The following is a 21691-nucleotide window of genomic DNA, read 5'->3' as shown; positions in this document are numbered from 1 at the left end:
ACACAGGGCATTGTGCCTTTATCTACTCAACTCAGCCAGCAGCCAAACCGTTACCCGTAGTGTTCAATCAATTTTGATGCAATTTGATCCAGAGGCAGAATCTCTACCGCCGCATTGATAGAGGCAGCAGCCTTGGGCATGCCGTACACCGCGCAAGTGGCCTGGTCCTGGGCGATCGTCAAGAAGCCCCGCTCACGCATGTTTTTCAAACCCTGGGCGCCGTCACGCCCCATCCCCGTCAACAAGACCCCAACCGCCTCGCCTTGCCAATGGCGCACCAGGCTGTCAAAGAACACATCTATGGAGGGCCGGTAGATCTGCTCGGCAGGCTCCTTGCGATAGCACAGGCGACCATTGGCTTGCATGCACAGGTGGTTGTTGGTACCCGCCAGCAAAATCTCGCCACGGCGAGGCTGATCATCGGGCTGCGCCAGACGCACAGGCAGTTTTGACTCTGTGGCCAGCCATTGCGCCATACTTTTGGCGAATACTTCATCAACATGCTGCACCAGCACGACCCCGGCACTGAAGTCCGCCGGTAATTGCCTGAGCAACGTCACCAGGGATGCCGGCCCTCCCGCCGATGCGCCAATGGCGACTATTCGTTCACGCTTGCGAGTTGTCTCGGCTTGCGTGTGTACGGCCGCCGACTTGACGCCGTGCTGCCCAATCATCCAACCAATATTGTGCAGCTTGCGCAGCAGTGCTGTTGCATCGACAGCTTGCGGGTCAATCAGAGAAGGGGTGTTGACGACATCCAGCGCACCATGCCCCATGGCCTCGAAGACCTTGTTCATGTTGCGTTCGATGTCCGAGGTAACGATCAAAATAGCGCAGGGACACTCAGCCATGATGCGCCGGGTAGCCTCTACGCCATTCATGCGCGGCATCAGCATATCCATCAACACCACGTCAGGCCTTTGCTCTTCGCACTTTTGCAGCGCTTCCAGACCATCAGTTGCAGTCCAGATAACCTGATGCGCATGCTCTCGACTAATGACTAGCCGCAACACCTCAATCGCCAGCGGCATGTCATTGACTATCCCGATCCTCATTCCTGCGCATCCCCAATCAAAACCTGAACAGCATCCAGCAATGCTTCGTCATGGAAACTGGCTTTCGCTAAATAGTAGTCGGCCCCGGCATCAAGACCACGCTGGCGATCTTCTTCGCGATCCTTGTAGGAAACCACCATCACTGGCAGCGACTGCAGGCGACTGTCGCGGCGTACCAGGCTAACCAGCTCGATACCGTCCATGCGTGGCATATCGATATCGGTGATCAGCAAGTCGAATGACTCCGCCCGCAGCGCATTCCAGCCATCCATGCCATCTACCGCAACAGCTACATCATAGCCACGACTGAGCAGCAACTTACGTTCAAGTTCACGGACTGTGAGCGAGTCATCAACCACCAGCACGCGTTTACGCACCCGGCCACCCCCTTGCCTGTCACGACTGTCGACCCGCTGCAGGTTACCGCTGCCGAGCAACTTGCCAATCGAGCTGCAAAGGTCTTCTACATCGAGGATCAGCACCGGCGTGCCGTCATCCAGCAAAGCCCCTGCCGACACATCTCGTACCTTGCCAAGCCTTGCATCAAGCGGCATTACCACCAGGGTTCGCTCGCCGATAAAGCGTTCGACCGTCAGCCCATAAAGCATGTCCCGGTCGTTGATAAGCACCACCGGGATACCGTCTTGCTCGACACGCGCCTCGGTCTTTTGCAGCAGCTGGCTCGCCGCGATCAAGCCGACATGGCGGTTCTCGTGCCAAAAATGCTGGCGTCCCTCAAGCTGGACAATTTGCTGTTGCTCAAGGCGTACCATGTGTTCGATATGCGCCAACGGAATCGCATAGGCCTCGGCGCCAATTTCAACCACCAGGCTACGTACAACCGATAGCGTCAGGGGAACCTCGAGGATAAACAGGCTGCCCTGCCCTGTTTGCTGCTGCATGCGTACGCTGCCACGCAGTTGGCGAATCTCGTGCATGACCGCATCAAGCCCCACGCCGCGACCCGAGACTTCGGTCACTTGCTCGCGCATGCTGAAACCGGGCAAGAACAGGAACGCCAGCAGTTCTTCCTCGCTCAACTTGGCGATGGTTTCCGCAGTCGACAGCTTGCGCGCGCGAATGCTTTCCCTGAGTCGCTGCAGGTCGACCCCGCCACCATCGTCACCTAGCTCCAGAACCAGCATGCCCGCGTGATGCCGGGCACGTAGCTTGATCACCCCTTCAGCGGCCTTGCCGTGACTGACCCGTTGTTCAGGACTTTGGATTCCATGATCAACTGCATTGCGCAACAGGTGTGTAAGCGGCGATTCAAGTCGCTCCAGCACATCGCGGTCAACCTGGGTACCTTCCCCCTCGACTTCCAGGCGCACCTGTTTGCCAAGGGATCGGCCAAGGTCACGCACCATCCGCGCCTGACCCGCCAACACATCGGCAAATGGCCGCATGCGCGAGGTCAGCGCCGCGTCGTACAGCGCCTGGGTACGCTGCTCGCCCTGCCAGGCGAACTCGTCAAAGGCTTCGATATGCTGCGTCAGCATCTGCTGGCATTCACCAAGCAGCCCCCGGCTTTCACTCAGCAAAGCCTGGGCCTGTGCATCCAAAGACGACTCGAGGGTGACTTCACGCAAAGAATCGAGCGCCCGACGGGTCGTGGAATGCAAGCGTTTCAGACGTGCCAGGGAGTCACTCAGCGGCTTGATACGCTGAAACTCAACCAGGGATTTCCCCGACATGTCCAGAAGATGATCCAGACGCTCGGCCGAGACACGCAGCACTCGCCCACGGGCATCAGTTGCCGGTTCAAGGGTCGAGTCCTGGGAAGGCTCCACCACTGCTGGCTCGGGGCTGTCCTGCACCATCGGCTCTTCAGCCGGAGCTGGCGGCGGTACGGGCGGCGGCGATGATTGCGCAAACGCAGGAACAGCCGCAACAAACAGCGCCTGCAGGCGGACGACCAGACTGGCAACCTGCTCGCTGAGCTGGTTCTGTTGCTCGCTATTCAGCCCGACCTGGCCAATGCGCAATAACACATCGGAACCCTGCAACAGTGCATCGATATGATCCGACTGCAAGCGCAGCAAGCCTTCCTGCGCGGCAACCAGCAAGTCTTCCATGACGTGGGCAATGCTCACGCCCTCATCAAGACCAACAATTCGCGCCGCACCTTTTAACGAGTGCGCCGCACGCATACAGGCTTCGAGTTGTCGGGCGTGCGTGGGATCACGTTCCGGCACCAGCAAGCCGGCATCAAGCACCTGGGTCTGTGCCTCGGCCTCCATGCGAAACAGTTCAAGCAGCGAGGCGTCACGCATTTGATCAGGGGTCATGCCAGGCTCCTGGTCATTGCCTGCGCCAGCAGTTGCTCATCCAGCAAGGTAATACTGCGTTCCCGCCAGCGGACCACGCCCTTGGCGTACTGGCCAGCGGCTTGCCCGACACCTCGTGCAGGCTCCCTGATGGCACTCAGGGCAATCCTGTGAATGCCTTCGACCTCGTCAACAGGAGCAACAAAGACACCGTTGCTGCTGCCCAGAATCAGCATGCGTGGCACGACACGACGCTCAGTATTGGCGATCTGCACGGGCTCAAGACCGAGCAGGTCCTGCAGGGAAATGCAGGCAACCAAGGCCCCGTTGACATTGGTCACCCCCAACAGGCTTCGCGAGCGCTGATGGGGCAGCGAATGAATGGTGGTCTGGCTCACCACCGAGACCAAACCCGAGGCCGAAAGCCCAAGCCATTGCTCACCCAGCCGAAAGATCAGGGTTGAGCGACATTCGCCAAGGTCTTGTTCAACGTCCGCAGTAGCATCATCGCGTTCGAGCAACTGCGACCCATAGCGGTCAAGCAAGCTGATTGCCGCCTGCGCATACACCTCGCAATTACGGCAGTGCACATGCTCGACCAGGCGCGGGCAGCTTTTATCGCCATAAACGCCAATGCGTTTCCAACAGTCATCGAGTATTGGCAAGGAGTCATCAGTGATGAGGGTTGGCGAACTATCGACCACTGTTATTCACTCCACGACTCGCTCGCAGGCGCAAGCGCCGGGCACCGGCCTGGTCACCACGGGCTTCCAGCAACATGGCCAGATGCGATAACGCCTCAATGTGTTCAGGCTCCAGGTACAGCGCCTTGCGGTAATAGTTTTGTGCCTCATCGCTGCTGCCAGCAGTGTCATGAAGCAACCCAAACCAGTAGAACAGCCCTGCGCTCGGCCCCTGCGTCGCCAATAAGGCATCACAGGCTTTTAACGCCTCGGCAGTGCGCCCGCTATTGGCCAAAGCCTCGATTGCAGCCAACTGATCAGTTGTTGCATCAGGCTTGGCCTGGGTGTTTTTTCCAGTGACGGTACTCAGCGAAGACAATGCCGGCCTGGGCGCAACAGGCTTGGTCTGCCGGGGAGGCGCCATCACCGGTTTTGCGGGCAGCTTAAGTCGGGCGGCCAAGGGTTGCGGCCGGGACCTGTCATTCAGCCCCTGCGTCGAGGCGGTCGCACTGGCATCGGCAAGCTTGAACACAAAACTCAAGGGCACGCCCAATGCCTGCATACCGTTCTGACTGAACAGGCCTGTCTCGGCCGGCCCGGTGAACATCGCACCACCAGGCGCCAGCAAGCGCTTGAGCGCCTGCAAGGCCTTGAGCTGGGTGGGCCGGTCAAAATAGATCAGCAGATTGCGGCAAAACACAAAGTCATAAGGCTGGCGCGTGTTGTGCAGGCTGGCGTCGAGCACATTGGCACATTGCAAGCTCACCTTTTCACGCACGCTTTCAGCAAGCCGGTAGCGATCAGTCTCAAGGCTGAAATAACGCTCGCGAAAGCCCAGGTTGTCACCACGAAAGGAGTTGCGCCCATATACAGCCTTGCCGGCGACTTCCAGTACCCGCTCACTCACATCCAGCGCTTCGACCCGAAACGACTCCGGCGCCAGACCACCATCCAGTAATGCCATGACGATTGAATAGGGTTCTTCACCGGTCGAGCATGGAATACTGATAATCCGAAGTGGCCTTGAGGCCTTCAATTCGCTTAGACGAACCTGCGCCAACCTGGCCAGGAGATTGAATGACTCGGGGTAACGGAAAAACCAGGTTTCAGGCACAACCACAGCCTCGACCAAGGCATGCTGCTCATCTGCAGAGACCTGCAACTGCTGCCAGTACGCTTCTTCATCGGTGCTGGCCGTTGCCTTGATGCGCTGGCGTATGGCGCGCTCGATCACGGTCTGCCCTACGGACTCGACATCCAGGCCGATTTTACGCTTGAGTAACTGCTCGAACCGTTCATTCATGAGTTGGATCATCAACTGCATCACGCACCAGCAGCGCCCGGACTTCATCGGTCAACAACTGCTCAACGCTGATGCGCTGAACCATTCCCCCGGCGGTCTGCTGGACCATGCCCAAGTAGGGCGCTGTCGGGTTTTGCACCGGATTGGAGCTGAACCCATCCTCACGCAAACGCTGCGTATCAGTTGCCTGCTCAAGGATCAGACCAAGTTGCACCGGCTGTGCCTGCGAGGACAAATACCTGACCACTACCAAACGGGTACTGGCGCGCGACTGCGCGGGGGTGGCAAACACCAGCTGGCAGAGATCAATCACTGGCAGCGGCTCCCCACGAAACACAAACAAGCCGGAAACCCACTTCGGTGCGTCGGGGATCGCCTTGAACCGCTGCATTGGCAAGACCGCGCTGATGGCGTGAACGTCCAGTGCATAGCGGTCCTTACCGAGGGAAAACAGCAAGTACAACTCGCCACGCTGGCGGCGAGCTTGCTGGTAGGTGGCTGGCGCGCTCATCCCGATCTAGACCTTGAAGCGGCTAACGCCGGATCGCAGGCTACCAGCCACCTGGTTGAGTTCATCAATCGCTGATCCGGTCTGGCGCAGCGACTCGACTGTCTGGCCACTGGCCTCACCCAGTTGCACCAGTGCCTGGTTGATCTGCTCGGCCCCAGTGGCCTGCGCCTGCATCCCTTCATTGACCATCTGTACCCGGGGCGCCAGCGCCTGGACCTGATGGATGATTTGCGTCAACTGCTCACCCATTTGCCCCACTTCAGCAATACCGCGACGCACCTCTTCGGAAAACTTGTCCATGCCCATGACACCGGCAGAGACAGCAGACTGGATTTCACGAACCATTTGCTCGATGTCATAAGTCGCCACCGCGGTTTGATCGGCCAGACGACGGACTTCAGTTGCCACAACCGCAAAACCGCGACCATATTCACCGGCTTTTTCGGCCTCGATCGCGGCATTCAGGGACAACAGATTGGTTTGATCGGCAAACTTAACAATGGTGGTGACCACATGATTGATGTTGCCAGCCTTCTCGTTAAGGATCGCCAGCTTGGCGTTGACCAGGTCAGCGGCGCCCATAACCTGGTGCATGGTGTCCTCCATGCGGGTCAGGCCAAGTTGGCCAGACCCTGCCAGCACCGAGGTTTGCTCGGCGGTACCGGACACCTCATCCATGGTGCGCACCAGGTCGCGGGCAGTCGCGGTAATCTCGCGCGACGTGGCGCCAATCTCGGTGGTGGTCGCTGCGGTTTCGGTCACTGTGGCTTGTTGTTGCTTGGAAGTTGCCGCGATTTCGGTGACAGCAGTGGTCATCTGCACCGCCGAACGTTGCGCCTGGGTCACCAACGACTTCAGCGCCTCGCTCATGTCGTTGAAGCCGACCTCGATTGCGTTGAATTCATCATTGCGTTGCAGGTCCATGCGTACCGACAAGTCGCCCTCGCCCATCACCCGCAACGTCCTTACGATCGCCTTGATCGGCGTAGTAATGGCTCGCAACAGCAACAATCCACAAACACCGGCAATCAAAATAGCCAGCAAGACCGCGATAACGGTGCTGACTTCCAGCGCAACCACCGCAGCAGAAATCCCATTTACCGCTGTTATGGCATGAGTGCGATTCAAATCCACAAGCTGGTTGAGCTGTTCACGCCCTTGCAGCCATTTACTTTCTAGCGGACCGAGCCCCAATGCCGAAGCTTGAGCAAACTCGCCCTGGCCAAGCAACGCCCTGAACTGCGCATGCAGCTTGAGGTAATCAGCACGGTCATGTTCAAACTCAGACAGGAGCTGCTCATCCGTTTTATCGAATACCGTCCTTTTGTACAGGGCAATTTCCTTGTCGAGTTGTTTCTCGCTGTCCTCGAAACCCTTCATATCAATGGGCTGGCCATTGAGCTCGGTTGCGCCCTCGCGCAGGGAGGCCGCCAGCAGGGCCTGCTGCGTCATGAGTATATGGTCGACCCAAATACCGCGAATCTTGGAAATCTGGTAAAGGCCAGGCACCGCATCTTCCTGTACCGACCTTGCCTCTTCGTCGACACTGGCCAGGCGGGTATAGGTATACACCGCAAGCAACAGCAAAATGGCAATGACAACCGCAAAACTTGCAACAATACGCCGCCGAACAGTCCAGTTCTTCACAGTTTTCCCCGGTTTTAAATACTTGACTCGATTCAGTCCCGCAGCATAGGGCTTGGGCCTTAGGGTTATAGCGGCGACTCTAGAGACTCCCTGTATCGACTGCAAGTTGGATATCTGTAGGTTCGACCACCCGCTTAACTAACCTGGCCTTCTGGCTGCGTGACTGATCCAGCACAGACCTCCTTAACCATAGCTGTTGAATTGACCTGCATGATCATTTGCGCCGCTTTCTCGGCAATCATCAGCACTGGCGAGCAGGTATTGCCCGAAACGATGCTGGGCATGATCGAGGCATCGGCGACCCTCAACCCGGCAATTCCGTGCACACACAGGCGGTCATCAACCACCGCATCGGTGCCTTGGCCCATCTTGCAAGTGCCGACCGGATGAAAAATGGTGGTGCCTATTTCAGCGGCGGCGCGGTACAGGTCCTCCTCAGTCTGATAACTCGGGCCGGGCTTGTATTCCTCCGGCCTGAAGGCTGCCAACGCAGGGGCGGCAACAATCCTGCGCGTCAAGCGAATAGCCTCTGCAGCTACTTGCAAGTCGCGCTCATCGCTCAGGTAATTAGGCTGGATCAATGGCATCGCCGTGCTGTCGAGCGAATTGATCTCGACCTTGCCGCGACTAAAAGGACGCAAATTACACACAGAGGCGGTAAACGCCGGGAAGTCGTGCAGCGGTTCACCGAAACGCTCGAGTGACAGGGGTTGAACGTGATACTGCAAGTTGGCGCTGGTTTGCTCGTCACTGGAACGGGCGAATGCTCCCAACTGACTTGGAGCCATCGCGAGCGGTCCGCTACGCTTGAGCAAATACTCAAGCCCCATGGCCATCTTGCCCGTCAGTTTCGAGGCTATCTGATTAAGGGTTCTAACCCCGCTGACTTTATAGACAAGGCGTAGTTGCAAATGGTCCTGCAGATTCTGGCCAACACCGGCCAGCTCGTGCTGGACGGCGATACCCAGGCGCGCCAATAACGGACGCGGACCTATACCGGAGCGCTGCAACAACGCCGGCGAACCAATGGCCCCGGCACAGAGGATCACTTCCCGACGCGCCTTGATACTGTGCTCACGGCCTTGCAAATGCACGTTCAAACCCTGGGCACGCCCCTCCGCCAAGATCACCCGCTGGACATCGGCGCCGGTCACTATGTGCAGGTTGCTGCGCTGCTCAATGCCTCGCAAGAATGCTTTCGAGGCATTCCAGCGCACACCACGGCGCTGGTTAACCTGGAAGTAGCTACAGCCTTCGTTATCGCCACCATTGAAGTCCTCGACACTGGCGATCCCGGTTTGTGCGGCAGCCTGCCTGAACGACTCCAGTACATCCCATTTCAAGCGCTGCTGCTCGACTCGCCATTCCCCCTGCCCCCCGTGCAAGGCGCTCTCGCCGCCATAGTGGTTTTCACTGCGCTTGAAGATGGGCAAGACATCATTCCAGGCCCAGCCCTGGTTACCCGCCGCCGCCCAGCCATCGTAGTCCTGGCGCTGGCCGCGCATGTAAATCATGCCATTGATTGAAGAACTGCCGCCCAGCACGCGCCCTCGCGGGTATTTCAGGGAACGCCCATTGAGCCCGGGCTCGGCAACAGTGTCATAGCACCAGTCCGTACGCGGGTTGCCAATGCAATAAAGATAACCCACCGGGATATGAATCCATGGATAGTTATCGCGGCCTCCTGCCTCAAGCAGCAGCACCTGGACACTCGGATCCGCAGACAAGCGGTTAGCCAGCAGGCACCCGGCAGGGCCAGCACCGACGATCAGATAGTCGTAGCTCTCCAGAAGTTTCTGCATTGACGCCTCGCTTTGTAGTTTTTATATGCTCGCGGCCAGCCTAGCCGCTCAAGGCTGTCAACAGAAATAATCTATTGGTCGGAGTACTTCATGGCTTCGCCAACTGCACAGCACAGTTGGCGAAGCCATTTCCCGCGATTGATCAGCCCTGTGGCCGGGCGTGTGCCTCAAGCTGTGCCTGCAAGCCTGGCTCCAGCTGTAGCTGGGCGGCCAGTTGGTTGAGGTACTCACGCTCACCGCCCTCTTGCTGGCCAATCAACATGGCACTGGCAAGGTACATTTCAGCCGCCATTTCAGGACTATTGGCGGCCTGGGCAACGACGGCGGCATCCAGTGGGCTGCGCACTTCGCGATCCAACCAGTCCTGCAACTCGGGGTCGGAGGTCAGCTTGGCTATTTCCCCGTAGATAAGCTTTTTCTCTTGCTCATCCACTCGTCCGTCGGCCTTGGACGCGGCAATCAGCGCACGCAATATCCCATGGCTATGTTCTTCAACCTCCGGACCGGCAAGCATGTCGACAGTCTGAGGCATCGCCATTGCAGCCGAACGGGTCGCCGGAGCCTGAGTATTTTGTGCCTGGCTTTTTTGCCAGACGCTATAAGCCTGATAGGCCAGCATACCGAGGGTGGCCAAGCCGCTCATGCCAATACCGCCAGTACTATTCGTGGTACTGCCTCGGGACTGGCCAGCTTGCGGGCTCTGCCCTCCAGAACCCAATAGACCACCGAGTAAATCCCCGAGACCACCTGCTCCGGCATTGGTACCGCCCGCCCCGCCCAACAGGCCGCCAAGCGCACCACCCAATGCACCGCCAAGACCACCGGCCATGCCGCCTGCGCTTCGGTTTGAGCCTCCTTGCCCAGACAACCCAGCGCGTAATAACTGTTCAAGTAAACCGCTAGTGTTCATTGATGCCTCCTTTGCGTTGATACACCCGATTCTGGGAAATAAACCATAGACCAGTGCCTGGCCCCACACCAGCGATTAAACCTGCAAGCACAGCTTCGTCTGGAACTTGTGGGCAGTCGTACGTACCATTGCCGGCGCATCATGGAAATTAGCGCATTGGCGCTATGCGGATAATTAAAACAAAGGAACTGTGCAGAATGAAAAGCAAGACAATCACACTGGCCGCCTGCCTTTTGACAATTGTCACAGCCAACGCTGGTGCTGCGGATATCATCAATCAGAATTTTGGCGATATCACTTTCAAGACCACTCGCCTGTCCAGCAACGAGTCCAACTACCTGGACCTGCCCACGCAGTGGGCCAAGGCCTACGGTTCATTCAATAAAAAACTGAAACTAGAGCCGCAGATCGCGGAAATGGTGCGCTTGCGCGTTGGCCAGATAGACAACTGCAATTACTGCAATGTGTTTCATACTCGCGATGCGCTGGAGTCTGGGATCTCGCCTGCCAAGGTCTATGCAATTTCCACGTGGCGCAGCAGCGAGCTGTTCAGCGCCAAAGAGCGCGCAGCGCTTGCATATGCCGAGGCCCTGGCCAAGGTGGATAACGCCGCCATGCCCGAGGCATACGCCCAACTCGACAAGGTCGGCTACAGCGCGGTAGAGAAAGAAGAACTCACCAACTGCGCGCTCCTGATGAGCCTGTGGTCGCGCCTGTTCCTGGCCCAGGGTAAAACCTCCTACCTCACCGATGGCCCCAGTGAGCCCGAGAAAGCCCCAAGCCCGAAGCCCTGAACTGCGAGCCTGGCGTCATAAAAAAGGCTGGAACACCCAGGTGCGCCAGCCTTTTAGCTAAAAGGTCAAAGGTGTCTGAAGCGACTTAGGCTGGAGTGAGCTCCGCCCTGACCTGTGCTTCCAGTTCCTGCTTCAACGCAGGATCAAGCTTGAGTTGACGCGCTAATTCCTCAAGGTATGCGCGCTCCATAAAATGCTCTTCATCGACCATCAACACACTGGCGATATACATTTCCGCCGCCATTTCAGCCGTGGTGGCAGCACGGGCGACATCAGCCGGGTCCAGAGGCTTGTTCAGCTCGGCCTCTAGCCAACTCTGCAATGACTGATCATCCGCCAGCTTGCTGAGTTCGCCTTCAATCAATTGACGTTCGCGGGCATCGACATGACCATCGGCCTTGGCTGCCGCCACTAACGCCTTGAGAATGCCCTGGCTGTGAATCTCCGCTTCCGGAGCGGGCAGACGATCGATGGTTTGCGGTTCATGTCGAACATTACCCGCCTGCTGGGACTGCCAGTTGCCGTATGCCTTGTAGGCAATAACCCCCAAGGCAGCCAAGCCACCATATGTGAGCGCCTTGCCACCAAACTTGCGGGCCTTCTTATTGCCCAGCAACAACCCCATTGCCCCAGCAGCCAGCGCACCGCCACCGGCGCCAGAGAGCAAGCTACCCAAACCGCCAGATGAGCCAGACTTGCCCAAGACACTGCCCAACACATCGCCCAAGCCACCGCCACCGGAGCTTGAGCCAGGGTTATTGGCAGCGCCCTGCTGGCCTGATGATTTTTGCTGCATCAGGTCTTGGCCGGATTTGAGTAACTGGTCGAGCAGTCCACGTGTGTTCATTGCATTCTCCGCGCATTATCTGAAGGCGTTGAAATTTCAGGTCTAACTAAATTGACCGGATTTAAACGCATCAGTTGCGCAGAGCCTGCCAACAGAGTGCATCGAAATATTGCGAGGTCTGAGCCTGCACCCATGCAACTGAGCCTGTTGCGAACAGGCCGATGACGATGCCTGCGGCAGCCAGTATCCGCGCTCGACGGGCAAGCCCACGCAAACCCTGCCCGTTATGAGTGCTGTTTTTTAGCGAGCCGCCAGATGGGCAACCATGAGCTGTACCGTTTCGTTGCCGCGGTACTCATTCACGTCGAGCTTATAGGCCAGTTCGACCCAGCGCACGGTCGGGTTCGGCCACTGGTCACGGTCGATATTGAAGGCGATGGCGTCCAGGGTTTGTCCGCCACACTCGGTTTTAAGCACCATTTTCAGGTGTTTTTCACCCACCAAACGCTGCTGCACAAGCTGGAATGCACCATGAAAAAGCGGCTCGGGGAAATGCTGCCCCCAAGGCCCGGCATTACGCAGTGCCCGTGCCAGCTCAAGGTTGTACTCGGCAAGCGACAGCGTGCCATCTGAAAACAGGCGTCCGGTAAGGTCATCTTCGTTCAACTGGCGGCGCACCTCGCCATCAAATGCCTCGGCGAAGGCCGGAAAATTAACTGCAGGCAAGGACAAGCCCGCCGCCATGGCATGACCTCCAAACTTGCTGATCAACCCCGGATGCCTGGCTGCAACGGCATCGAGCGCATCGCGAATATGAAAACCTGGGACCGACCGCGCAGACCCCTTGAGCAGACCATCACCGGCATCGGCAAAGGCAATGGTTGGCCGGTGATAGCGCTCTTTCAGGCGCGAGGCGAGAATTCCGATGACCCCCTGGTGCCAATCTGGTTCGTATAGGCACAAACCAAAGGGCATCTGTTCAACCGGTAACTCCTTGAGTTGCGCCAGGGCTTCGCGCTGCATGCCTTGCTCGATGCTTTTGCGATCCTGGTTAAGTTGATCAAGCTCAACGGCCATGTCACGGGCCAGCGCTTCGTCTTCACACAGCAGGCACTCGATACCCAGGCTCATATCGTCCAACCGCCCAGCCGCATTCAAGCGCGGCCCGAGGATAAAGCCCAGGTCGGTAGAAGTGATACGTCCATGGGGACGCCCCGCAACCTCCAGCACCGCCCGTAGACCGGGGCGCGCGCGACCGGCACGAATCCGCGCCAGGCCCTGATGCACCAGGATGCGGTTATTGGCATCCAGCGGGACCACGTCTGCAACACTGCCCAGTGCAACCAAATCCAACAACTCAGCCAGATTCGGCTCTGCTATCGCGCGCTGGGTGAACCAGCCGATAGTCCGCAAGCGCGCACGCAGCGCCAGCAGCACATAGAACATCACGCCGACACCGGCCAGCGCCTTGCTCGGAAACTCGCAGCCAGGCTGGTTGGGGTTGACGATTGCATCAGCCGCCGGCAACTCCGGCCCAGGCAGGTGGTGATCGGTAACAAGCACACTCAAACCCGCAGACTTGGCTGCCGCCACACCCTCGACACTGGAAATGCCGTTATCAACGGTGATCAGCAATTGCGGCTCACGCTCAAGTGCCACGGCAACGATTTCCGGGGTCAGGCCATAGCCATATTCAAAGCGATTGGGTACCAGGTAATCGACATGGGCTGCGCCCAGCATCCGCAAGCCCAACACGCCCACAGTGCTGGCCGTGGCGCCATCGGCGTCGAAGTCACCAACAATCAGCATGCGCTGGCGCTGCTCAAGGCCTGCCACCAACAAATCAACCGCCGCATCGATCCCCTTGAGTTGCTGGTAGGGGATCAATCGCGCCAGTCCTTTATCCAACTCAGCGATCGATTGCACGCCGCGCGCGGCATACAGGCGCGTCAGCAAAGGTGGCAGGCTGCCCAGGTCGGGCAGTATGTCTGGCAGTGGACGAGGTTCAATACGCATTAATCAGTATCCAGGAGGGCTGCACAGGCCTGCACAGGCTTACAAAGAGGTCGCAGCGCGTGCGGCCTGGTCATAAAGCCCGGACATCGCGCGCAACATACCCGCGAGACGATGAATGTCCTCGGGATTGATATTGAGGTTTTCAAAGGCGGAGATCAGGCACTCTTGGCGAATCTCGATGTATTCGGCGCAAAGCTCAAGCCCCTTTTCAGTGGCCTGATAGAACATTTCCTTGCCTTGCTTGCTTCCCGACACCAACCCCAGCTTGCCCAGCTTTTTCAGGGCATAGGTGACGGTATGGGTGTCTTCGATATTGAGCAGCAGACAGAGATCGGCCTGGCGTTTCGCCCGGCCACGACTGACCAGATTGTGTAACACCATCACATCGAGGGCATTCATTTCAACGCCGCCCGCGGCCTTCATGCAGCGCTCCATCCAGCGCATGAAGGCGTTACCCGCGATGATCATGCCGAACTCCATTTGCGAGAGTTCTTGTGACTGCTCCGCCAGGTGGCTGGAGGCCACAATCGAGCTGCGCGCGGGTCGTGAGGAGTTGCCGTCGGTCATCTGGAGTCCGTTGCTAGGCGAAGGTTTTTATGGGGTTTAGGGTCAGCAGCTGGCAAGCATACAACAAAGCCATTTGTCTGGCAGACGACTGGCCGGAAGATTCTCGGTAAAAAATACATTGACGTTTTATCGATAAAATATCATCGTTTTGTCAAAGAAATTCTAGTTCGCATTTTGAACGCCAATAATAAACAGGGGATTTCAATGAGTCGTTTACTCCTCAATTGCGATATCGGTGAGAGCTTTGGTGCGTGGCGCATGGGCCTCGACGCCGAAGTAATGCCGTTCATCGACTGCGCCAATATCGCCTGCGGCTTCCACGCCTCGGACCCCAGCATCATGCGCCGTACAGTGGCCCTTGCGGTGGCTCATCAAGTACGCATTGGCGCACATCCGGCCTATCCCGACCTGGTCGGTTTTGGTCGTCGCTCCATGGCCTGCAGCCCGCAGGAAATCGAAGACATGCTGCTCTATCAGATTGGCGCGCTCGAAGGCATTTGCCGCGCCGAAGGCACCCAGGTCAGCTACGTCAAGCCACATGGGGCTATGTACAACGACATGATGCGCAACCCCGACTCGCTGCGTGCAGTCATGCAGGCGGTTGCCCGCTACAACCCCGAATTGCCACTGATGCTGATGTCGACCCGCGACAACAGCGCCAGCCAGCGCCTGGCCGATGAAATAGGGATCAAGCTGTGGTTCGAGTTATTTCCCGCCCGCGCCTATGATGCCGCCGGCATGCTGGTCTCCCGCGCCAAACCAGGCGCGGTGCACCACCAGGCTGAAACCATCGTCAAGCAAGCCACCGACCTTGCCACTGGCACCGCCCTGACCGCCGAGGATGGCAGCAGCTTGCAACTGCGTGCCGATACCCTTTGCGTGCATGGCGATAACGCCGGCTCGATTGCTGCGGTGCAACAGATTCGTGCTGCATTGAAGGCCCTTCCAGCATGAAGCTGCGCATTGAAGTGGTTGCCATCGACAGCCTGATGCTGCGCCTGTTTGACCAGATCGACGAAGACAACATGCCTTGGCTGCTGGCCGCCACCGAGCGCCTGCGCGAGACATTCGCCGGCGCCTTGCTGGAGTTGGTCCCCTCCTACACCACGGTGTTGCTGCAATATGACCTCAAGCAAATTGACGATCGCCAGGCGCGCCTATTGATTCAACAGGCCTTGGCTGACTTGCAACCCCAAGCCAGCAAAGCCGGGCGTGAACAACAAATTCCCGTGTGGTACCAGCGCAGCGTCGGTCCTGAACTGCAAGCCATCGGCGAACGCACCGGGCTGGGTGATGCCGGGGTCATAAAGTTGCATAGCGAGCACACCTACCAGGTGTTCGCCTTGGGCTTCGCCCCCGGCTATGCCTTTATGGGCCTGGTTGATCAAGTGCTTGCCAGCCCACGCCTGAGCACGCCGCGCCAGCAGGTTCCGGCAGGCAGCCTGGGCATTGCTGATCGGCAGACCGCGATTTACCCGCTGCAATCGCCGGGGGGCTGGAACCTGATCGGACGCAGCCCAGCGCGCCTGTTTGACCGCGAACTGGATGGCTACAGCTTGCTGCAACCCGGTGACCGCGTCCGCTTTATCCCTATTGATCATGCCGAATTTATCAAGCTGGGCGGCGATGACACCCCTTTTGAGGCCAAATCATGAGCCTGTTGATTGAACGCAGTGGCGCCCTCGCGAACCTGCAGGACATGGGTCGCGTCGGTGTACGTCACCTGGGTGTAACCCAGGGTGGCGGCGCTGACTGGATCGCACAGAACTGGGCCAACTGGCTGCTCGGCAACCCGCTTGATGCGGCGGTGATCGAAGTCACCCTTGGCAACCTCGAACTACTCGCCGAAGCCGACACCTGCCTGGCGCTGTGTGGCGCGGACCTGGGCGCCCAACTGGATGATCAAGCCATCAGCCCGGGGCGCAGCTTCAAGATTCGTCGCGGCCAGCGCCTGCGCTTGCAAACACCAGTCGCAGGCGTGCGCGCCTATATCGCGGCACCCGGAGGCTTTGTCGCGCCACAGGTATTGGGCAGTTGCTCCAGTGTGAAACGCGACCAGCTCGGCGGCTTGCATGGTGATGGCCAGGCACTGCAAACCAATGATCGCCTGCAATGGCGCGACACCAGCCGCCTTCCCACACCGCGGGAACTGGATCCGCAACTGTTGCCGCAACGCCCGACAAAAATTGTCCTGCCAGTGGTTTTAGGTGCACAGATTGCAGATTTCAGCGGCCAAAGCCTGTTCGATGCATTCAACAGCAGTTGGAAGGTTGATCAGCGTGCCGACCGCATGGGCATTCGGCTGCTCGGCCCGACGCTGCGTTGCGAGCGCCAGCAGATGGTGTCTGAAGGTGTGCCGCTCGGCGCCATTCAGGTGCCGAGCGATGGCCAACCCATTGTGCTGCTCAACGACCGGCAAACCATTGGTGGCTACCCGCGTCTTGGCGCACTGACACCAAGTGCCGTCGCTCAATTGGCGCAGTGCCTGCCCGGCACTGAGTTGCAGCTTAAACCCATGGCGCTGGAAGCAGCCCAACGCCTACATAAACAGCTACTGGCCCAGTGGGCTTAAGGGCTTTCGGAGACTCGGCCATGCAGCCACTGAACAGTTTGAGCCCTGGGCAATTGCGCCAGAAAATTCGCCAGGGAGAATTTACCGGCCCCACCGCCGGATTGGCTACTGGCTTTGCCCAGGCGAATTTGTTGATTGTTAATCAAGCCCAGGCCTACGACTTTCTGTTGTTCTGCCAGCGCAATCCGCAAGCCTGCCCGCTGCTGGATGTCACCGATGTTGGCTCAGCCGTATCGCGCTATGCCGCACCCGGCGCGGACATCCGCACTGATTTGCCCAGGTACCGGATTTACCGGCACGGCGTGCTCGAGGAGGAAGTCTGCGATATCTCGGCCCACTGGCAAGACGATATGGTGGCTTTCCTGATCGGTTGCAGCTTCAGCTTTGAAAGCGCCCTGTTGGCCAATGATGTGCCGGTCAGGCATATCGAAGACAACCACAACGTGCCCATGTACATCAGCAATCGTCAGTGCCGCCCTGCCGGCCAGTTCAGCGGCCCGATGGTGGTCAGCATGCGGCCGATGCCTGCCGAAAAAGTGGTGCGCGCCGTACAGGTGACCTCACGCTTCCCCGGCGTCCATGGCGCTCCAGTACACATTGGCGACCCCGCAGCGCTGGGCATTGACGACCTGGCGCAACCGGACTTTGGCAACGCATCACGACTCAATGAAGGCGAAGTCCCGGTGTTCTGGGCGTGCGGCGTAACTCCACAGGCAGTGGCCATGCACAGCAAACCGCCACTGGCGATTACCCATGCACCGGGCCACATGCTTATTTGTGATGTGCGCAATGAGCAGTTGGGCGTGATCTAAGGCCCCAGAACAACCTCAAGGCTTCACCCAATAACAATCAGAGCACTCCGCTTTTCTAAAAACGACCTGCCAAACTCCAAAAAAAAGAAGGTAATCATGCAACCAACGGCAAGCACCCTCGACACCGCCCCTGGGCAACAGCGCAGCGTAATGCGTGGCGCTATATTCATCATGGCGACCTCATCGATTGGGCCGGCGTTTCTCACCCAGACTTCGTTTTTCACCGCCAAATACATGGCCAGCTTCGCCTTTGCCATTCTCATATCATTGCTGATTGATATAGGCGCGCAACTGAATATCTGGCGCATCCTCAGCGTCTCCAACCTGCGCGGCCAGGACGTGGCCAACAAGGTACTGCCTGGAGCTGGCCACCTGATTTCCGGGTTTATCGTGCTCGGAGGTATCGCCTTCAACATCGGCAATATCGGTGGCGCGGGCTTGGCCATGAACGTGTTGTTCGACGTGCCACCGGTGCTGGGCTCGATCATCGCGGCGGTCGCCATCATCGGTATTTTCATGATGCGCAATGCAGCGCGGGTCATGGACAAGGTCATGCAACTGCTTGGCCTGGTAATGCTGTGCATGATCGGCTACGCCATGCTGCAATCGAACCCACCACTGCTTGAGGCCTTGTCGCAAAGCATCAACCCGGATGACCCGATGCTCCTGCTGCTGCCAATCGTAACCCTGGTAGGCGGCACAGTCGGCGGCTACATTTCCTTCTCCGGCGGCCATCGCCTGGTTGATGCTGGCATCACCGGCATCGAAAACGTCGGCGCAGTCACTCGCGCCGCGGTCATTGGTATCGCCACCACGGGTGCCGTGCGTGTGTGCCTGTTTCTTGCCGCACTTGGCGTGGTCAGCCAGGGGTTGATGCTTGACCCGGGTAACCCAGCCGCCTCGGTGTTCTCGCACTCGATGGGCACCATAGGCTACAAAATGTTTGGTGTGGTGCTGCTTGCGGCTTCGATCACCTCTGTAATCGGCGCGGCATACACCAGCGTCAGCTTCATGTACTCGCTGCATGAGAGCATCAAGCGTCACAATCAACGCGTGGTAATCGCCTTTATCCTCTGCTCGACACTGATCTACAGCCTGGTCGGCAAACCGGTCAAGGTGCTGGTAGTTGCTGGTACGCTCAACGCCCTGGTGCTACCGCTGGCACTGGGCTGCATCCTGATTGCAGCGAAGAAATCGAATATTGTCGGCAAGGATTACCGTCACCCGAACTGGATGCTCGGCTTTGGCATTCTGGCAGTGATTGCCACCTGCGTGGGCGTGGCGCTGTCGTTCAATTCGTTTATCAAGTTCTGGATGTCTTGATTGCAAGCGAGCCACTGACTGGTGAAACCACCGAGGGTGAACACGCGCTGTTCACCCTCGGTAACGGCAATGCCTAGCGGCTGCCCTTGAGCCACTCCATGGGTATCTCATGCTGGCCACGCTCGTCAGTGACGAACAACTCTCCGTCACTGATCATCACGCTCCAGTTCAGCGCGCGTGGCATATCCAGGGCCAGGCTGGCCAACTCTTCCTGGCCCAGCGCGACTACATTGATGTTCTTCAAGCCCAGCACTGGCGCCAGCACCTTGGTCTGCCAGACGCGCAGGCTGCCATAGGCAACCAGGCTGAATTTCTCGGTACGCCGCGAGCACCAGGTAATGCGATCACTGTCTGGCTGCCCCACTTCGATCCAGTGCAGCACGCGGTCATCCAGGCTCTTTTCCCACAGCGCAGGCTCATCGACATCCGACAGGCCGCGACCAAATGCCAGTTGCTCGTCATAGAACAGCGCATAGGCAATCAGGCGCACAGCCAGACGCTCTTCCGTCTCGGAGGGGTGTCGAGCGACCGTGAAACGCAGGTTTTGGTAAACCCCACGATCGATATCGGTAAGGTTCAACTCAATTTTGTACGTAGTGGAAGGCAGGGCCATGGGCGAGCTTCTTGGCTGATCAAATAGGCGGCAAGTCTACCCGATGCGGGCTGCGTACGTCAGGATCACGTCCAGGGTCTGATCGATGGAGACCATCAACCGCGTTTGGCTGGCTTGAATCATCCCCGTGAAAAATAAATTTATGAGTAGATACAACTGCTTATCCAGCCTTGGCAAATGCTCGCCAGTTGCTATGATGCGTCCCTTTTGGACGAAGCTGCATGTTTGTTCGTTTGATTGCCGGCCTGGCTTGCCTGCTCCTGTGCGCCAGTGTCTGGGCAAGCCCGCCTCGTACCTTCAACGAGGCCAAGAAGATCGGCTGGAAGCTCTATGCCAAGCAATCGACCGAGTTCTACTGCGGCTGCAAATTCAGCGGCAAGCATGTCGACCTCAGGAGTTGCGGCTAAAAGCCACGTAAAAACAGTAGTCGTGCCTCACGTATCGAGTGGGAGCATATAGTCCCGGCCTGGGAAATTGGTCATCAGCGCCAGTGCTGGCAGCATGGCGGGCGCAAGAATTGCTCGAAAAACGACAAGATCTACCAGCGCGCCGAAGCCGACCTGTTCAACCTGGTGCCCGGTATCGGCGAGATAAACGGCGACCGCAGCAACTTCCGCTACGGCTGGCTGCCACAGCCCCCCAGCCAATATGGCGCCTGCCCGATGGTAGTGGATTTCAAAGCCAGGGTCGCAATGCCACGCAAATCGGTACGCGGCATGATCGCCCGCACCTACCTGTACATGAGCGACCGCTACAAGCTGCGCTTATCGAAAAAGAACCGCCAACTGTATGACGTCTGGAATCGTACTTATCCGGTTAAAAACTGGGAGCGCCAACGCAACCAGCAACTGGGCTGCATCATGGGTTGGAGCAACCCCTATGTCGGCAGCTACGATCCCAAGGCATGTACAAGCAGCCTGCGCAGAATCTGACTCATTCAGGGCTTGAAACCCAGATCAGGCGAGTTGAGCCGCGACCGCATCCGGCGTCGACTCGGGAAACTCCCTGGCCAGTGTGGTTTGCAGCCAGACTTCAAACCATTGCATGTCAGTACTTCGCGGCCCTGGCGGGATCAGCAACTGGTAGCTATCCAGGCGCACCTGGTTTGGCAGCGGTCTGACCAACAGACCGGACTCCAGCTCTTTGCGCACCAGCACATCATTGGCCAGCGCAATACCAGCACCGGCCTCCGCCATCGACAAGGCGTGGTCGTTGCTCACATAGCGCACCTCCGAACTGACTCGAAACGCCTGGTTGTTCGCAGCCAGCCAAGCGTTCCACCAACTGCCTTCATCGACGTGGATCAGCTCGTGCTGCGCCAGTTCTTCAATACTATGCAGCGGGCCGTGCGTCTCCAAATAGGCCGGCGAACACACGGGAAACACCTGGGGATGGAGCAACATGCCCTGACTCTGGGCGAAATCACCGGGCATGCCGTACACAATCCCCAGGCTGGCCACGTTGGCATCCACCTCGGTGAAAGTCGGGTTGGGTTCAATCGCTACTTTCAAGCCTGGCCGTTCCTGACGTAGTGCATCCAGGTGAGGCATCAGCCAGCGCTTGGCAAATGCCGGGACCACAAGGATTTTTAGCCAGCGCGCCGCGCCACCGGGGGTCAGTTCCAGGCTGGCCTCGGCGATCTGCTGCAGCGCCACTGAAATCTTGTCGTAGTAGCGCTGCCCGGCCGCAGTCAACCTGACCCCGCGCGATGTGCGCTGGAGCAATTGCACCCAAAGCCAGTCTTCCAACAGGCGCACATGACGACCTATTGCCGGTTGCGTCACGTGCAGCGACTTGGATGCAGCCACATAGCTGCCCAAGCGTCCCGCCGCCTCGAAGGCACGCACCGCATTAAGCGGCGGCAGGCGTGTTGTGCTCATAACGACCCCAGCCTAACTGTTAAATTTATTAACAGCAACGGTAAACAAATTGAGCTTTTCGCACAACCGCAATCTAGACACACTCAGCTTCAGCAGTCTCATTATAAAAACCGCTGCACAGATATGTTCTTAATCCCTGCCACAACAAT

19 protein-coding genes and 1 pseudogene are annotated in these 21691 nt (G+C 58.2%); 7 read left to right on the top strand and 13 right to left on the bottom strand.

Going from position 1 to position 21691, the window contains the following annotated elements; genetic code table 11:
* Window positions 1-50: 50 nt before the first annotated feature.
* The 8 genes from PSES9_RS0105100 to PSES9_RS0105065 all read right to left on the bottom strand — a co-directional run bounded on the left by PSES9_RS0105100 (window position 51) and on the right by PSES9_RS0105065 (window position 10178).
* Window positions 51-1055 carry a chemotaxis response regulator protein-glutamate methylesterase gene (locus tag PSES9_RS0105100; RefSeq protein ID WP_010484753.1) on the bottom strand — a complete coding sequence of 335 codons (1005 nt, stop codon included), beginning with the start codon at window positions 1053-1055 and terminating at the stop codon, window positions 51-53.
* The gene (locus tag PSES9_RS0105095; RefSeq protein WP_010484751.1) at window positions 1052-3343 is read right to left on the bottom strand and encodes a hybrid sensor histidine kinase/response regulator; all 2292 of its coding nucleotides are present in this window, start codon (window positions 3341-3343) and stop codon (window positions 1052-1054) included. The genes PSES9_RS0105100 and PSES9_RS0105095 overlap by 4 nt, the downstream gene beginning before the upstream one ends.
* Window positions 3340-4026 carry a chemotaxis protein CheW gene (locus PSES9_RS0105090; protein ID WP_010484748.1) on the bottom strand — a complete coding sequence of 229 codons (687 nt, stop codon included), beginning with the start codon at window positions 4024-4026 and terminating at the stop codon, window positions 3340-3342. The genes PSES9_RS0105095 and PSES9_RS0105090 overlap by 4 nt, the downstream gene beginning before the upstream one ends.
* Window positions 4016-5308, bottom strand: a complete 1293-nt coding sequence (locus PSES9_RS0105085) for a CheR family methyltransferase (protein WP_010484746.1) — start codon at window positions 5306-5308, stop codon at window positions 4016-4018. The genes PSES9_RS0105090 and PSES9_RS0105085 overlap by 11 nt, the downstream gene beginning before the upstream one ends.
* The gene (locus PSES9_RS0105080) at window positions 5301-5819 is read right to left on the bottom strand and encodes a chemotaxis protein CheW (RefSeq protein ID WP_010484745.1); all 519 of its coding nucleotides are present in this window, start codon (window positions 5817-5819) and stop codon (window positions 5301-5303) included. Before PSES9_RS0105080 ends, PSES9_RS0105085 begins: the two co-directional genes overlap by 8 nt.
* Window positions 5820-5825: 6 nt before the next feature.
* On the bottom strand, window positions 5826-7466 hold the full coding sequence (locus tag PSES9_RS0105075; RefSeq protein ID WP_010484743.1) for a methyl-accepting chemotaxis protein: 1641 nt from the start codon (window positions 7464-7466) through the stop codon (window positions 5826-5828).
* A 134-nt stretch (window positions 7467-7600) separates the two neighbouring features.
* Entirely contained in the window at window positions 7601-9268 is a 1668-nt protein-coding gene (locus PSES9_RS0105070; RefSeq protein ID WP_010484741.1) for a GMC family oxidoreductase, read from the bottom strand.
* A 142-nt stretch (window positions 9269-9410) separates the two neighbouring features.
* On the bottom strand, window positions 9411-10178 hold the full coding sequence (locus tag PSES9_RS0105065) for a tellurite resistance TerB family protein (RefSeq protein ID WP_029529378.1): 768 nt from the start codon (window positions 10176-10178) through the stop codon (window positions 9411-9413).
* Between the two features lie 197 nt (window positions 10179-10375).
* Between PSES9_RS0105065 and PSES9_RS0105060 the strand changes: the two genes are divergently transcribed.
* Window positions 10376-10972, top strand: coding sequence for a carboxymuconolactone decarboxylase family protein (locus tag PSES9_RS0105060; RefSeq protein WP_010484735.1), 597 nt, complete (start codon window positions 10376-10378; stop codon window positions 10970-10972).
* 85 nt (window positions 10973-11057) lie between these two features.
* Here PSES9_RS0105060 and PSES9_RS0105055 read toward each other — a convergent pair whose 3' ends face one another.
* From PSES9_RS0105055 to PSES9_RS0105045, 3 genes are all read right to left on the bottom strand, one after another.
* Window positions 11058-11819, bottom strand: a complete 762-nt coding sequence (locus PSES9_RS0105055) for a tellurite resistance TerB family protein (protein WP_010484733.1) — start codon at window positions 11817-11819, stop codon at window positions 11058-11060.
* A 240-nt stretch (window positions 11820-12059) separates the two neighbouring features.
* Window positions 12060-13775 (bottom strand): single-stranded-DNA-specific exonuclease RecJ, encoded by a 1716-nt coding sequence (gene recJ / locus PSES9_RS0105050; RefSeq protein WP_010484732.1) that lies wholly within the window; start codon window positions 13773-13775, stop codon window positions 12060-12062.
* Window positions 13776-13814: 39 nt separating this feature from the next.
* Window positions 13815-14342, bottom strand: coding sequence for a winged helix DNA-binding protein (locus PSES9_RS0105045; protein WP_010484730.1), 528 nt, complete (start codon window positions 14340-14342; stop codon window positions 13815-13817).
* A gap of 204 nt (window positions 14343-14546) precedes the next feature.
* Here PSES9_RS0105045 and PSES9_RS0105040 point away from each other — a divergent pair, with 204 nt between their 5' ends.
* The 5 genes from PSES9_RS0105040 to PSES9_RS0105020 all read left to right on the top strand — a co-directional run bounded on the left by PSES9_RS0105040 (window position 14547) and on the right by PSES9_RS0105020 (window position 19049).
* A complete protein-coding gene (locus PSES9_RS0105040) occupies window positions 14547-15296 on the top strand; it encodes a 5-oxoprolinase subunit PxpA (RefSeq protein WP_010484728.1) in 750 nt (249 codons plus the stop codon).
* Window positions 15293-15997, top strand: coding sequence for a 5-oxoprolinase subunit PxpB (gene pxpB / locus PSES9_RS0105035; RefSeq protein WP_010484726.1), 705 nt, complete (start codon window positions 15293-15295; stop codon window positions 15995-15997). Before PSES9_RS0105040 ends, pxpB begins: the two co-directional genes overlap by 4 nt.
* Window positions 15994-16914, top strand: a complete 921-nt coding sequence (locus tag PSES9_RS0105030) for a biotin-dependent carboxyltransferase family protein (RefSeq protein WP_010484724.1) — start codon at window positions 15994-15996, stop codon at window positions 16912-16914. Before pxpB ends, PSES9_RS0105030 begins: the two co-directional genes overlap by 4 nt.
* A 20-nt stretch (window positions 16915-16934) precedes the next feature.
* A complete protein-coding gene (locus PSES9_RS0105025; RefSeq protein WP_010484722.1) occupies window positions 16935-17726 on the top strand; it encodes a putative hydro-lyase in 792 nt (263 codons plus the stop codon).
* Window positions 17727-17822: 96 nt separating this feature from the next.
* On the top strand, window positions 17823-19049 hold the full coding sequence (locus PSES9_RS0105020) for an NRAMP family divalent metal transporter (protein ID WP_010484721.1): 1227 nt from the start codon (window positions 17823-17825) through the stop codon (window positions 19047-19049).
* A 73-nt stretch (window positions 19050-19122) separates the two neighbouring features.
* Here the strand turns inward: PSES9_RS0105020 and PSES9_RS0105010 are convergent, their stop codons facing one another.
* Complete coding sequence (locus PSES9_RS0105010) at window positions 19123-19662, bottom strand: YaeQ family protein (RefSeq protein ID WP_010484719.1); 540 nt, start codon at window positions 19660-19662, stop codon at window positions 19123-19125.
* Window positions 19663-19883: 221 nt separating this feature from the next.
* On the opposite strand from PSES9_RS0105010, the pseudogene PSES9_RS23010 reads away from it, so the two are divergent.
* A pseudogene (locus PSES9_RS23010) lies at window positions 19884-20594 on the top strand (endonuclease).
* A 24-nt stretch (window positions 20595-20618) separates the two neighbouring features.
* Here the strand turns inward: PSES9_RS23010 and PSES9_RS0104995 are convergent.
* Entirely contained in the window at window positions 20619-21542 is a 924-nt protein-coding gene (locus PSES9_RS0104995) for a LysR substrate-binding domain-containing protein (RefSeq protein ID WP_010484716.1), read from the bottom strand.
* Window positions 21543-21691 lie beyond the last annotated feature (149 nt).

It is taken from the genome of Pseudomonas sp. S9 (assembly GCF_000222125.1).
Taxonomy (GTDB): Bacteria; Pseudomonadota; Gammaproteobacteria; order Pseudomonadales; family Pseudomonadaceae; genus Aquipseudomonas; species Aquipseudomonas segetis.
Note: the sequence above shows the minus strand (reverse complement) of the source record. Positions and strands in the feature narration are given on the sequence as shown.

Coding starts and splice junctions, on each gene's coding strand:
- PSES9_RS0105065 (WP_029529378.1), bottom strand. CDS start 10,178: ATGAACACTAGCGGTTTACTTGAACAGTTATTACGCGCTGGGTTGTCT.
- PSES9_RS0105070 (WP_010484741.1), bottom strand. CDS start 9,268: ATGCAGAAACTTCTGGAGAGCTACGACTATCTGATCGTCGGTGCTGGC.
- PSES9_RS0105020 (WP_010484721.1), top strand. CDS start 17,823: ATGCAACCAACGGCAAGCACCCTCGACACCGCCCCTGGGCAACAGCGC.
- PSES9_RS0105040 (WP_010484728.1), top strand. CDS start 14,547: ATGAGTCGTTTACTCCTCAATTGCGATATCGGTGAGAGCTTTGGTGCG.
- PSES9_RS0105095 (WP_010484751.1), bottom strand. CDS start 3,343: ATGACCCCTGATCAAATGCGTGACGCCTCGCTGCTTGAACTGTTTCGC.
- PSES9_RS0105080 (WP_010484745.1), bottom strand. CDS start 5,819: ATGAGCGCGCCAGCCACCTACCAGCAAGCTCGCCGCCAGCGTGGCGAG.
- PSES9_RS0105030 (WP_010484724.1), top strand. CDS start 15,994: ATGAGCCTGTTGATTGAACGCAGTGGCGCCCTCGCGAACCTGCAGGAC.
- PSES9_RS0105085 (WP_010484746.1), bottom strand. CDS start 5,308: ATGAATGAACGGTTCGAGCAGTTACTCAAGCGTAAAATCGGCCTGGAT.
- recJ (WP_010484732.1), bottom strand. CDS start 13,775: ATGCGTATTGAACCTCGTCCACTGCCAGACATACTGCCCGACCTGGGC.
- PSES9_RS0105025 (WP_010484722.1), top strand. CDS start 16,935: ATGCAGCCACTGAACAGTTTGAGCCCTGGGCAATTGCGCCAGAAAATT.
- PSES9_RS0105010 (WP_010484719.1), bottom strand. CDS start 19,662: ATGGCCCTGCCTTCCACTACGTACAAAATTGAGTTGAACCTTACCGAT.
- pxpB (WP_010484726.1), top strand. CDS start 15,293: ATGAAGCTGCGCATTGAAGTGGTTGCCATCGACAGCCTGATGCTGCGC.
- PSES9_RS0104995 (WP_010484716.1), bottom strand. CDS start 21,542: ATGAGCACAACACGCCTGCCGCCGCTTAATGCGGTGCGTGCCTTCGAG.
- PSES9_RS0105060 (WP_010484735.1), top strand. CDS start 10,376: ATGAAAAGCAAGACAATCACACTGGCCGCCTGCCTTTTGACAATTGTC.
- PSES9_RS0105100 (WP_010484753.1), bottom strand. CDS start 1,055: ATGAGGATCGGGATAGTCAATGACATGCCGCTGGCGATTGAGGTGTTG.
- PSES9_RS0105045 (WP_010484730.1), bottom strand. CDS start 14,342: ATGACCGACGGCAACTCCTCACGACCCGCGCGCAGCTCGATTGTGGCC.
- PSES9_RS0105055 (WP_010484733.1), bottom strand. CDS start 11,819: ATGAACACACGTGGACTGCTCGACCAGTTACTCAAATCCGGCCAAGAC.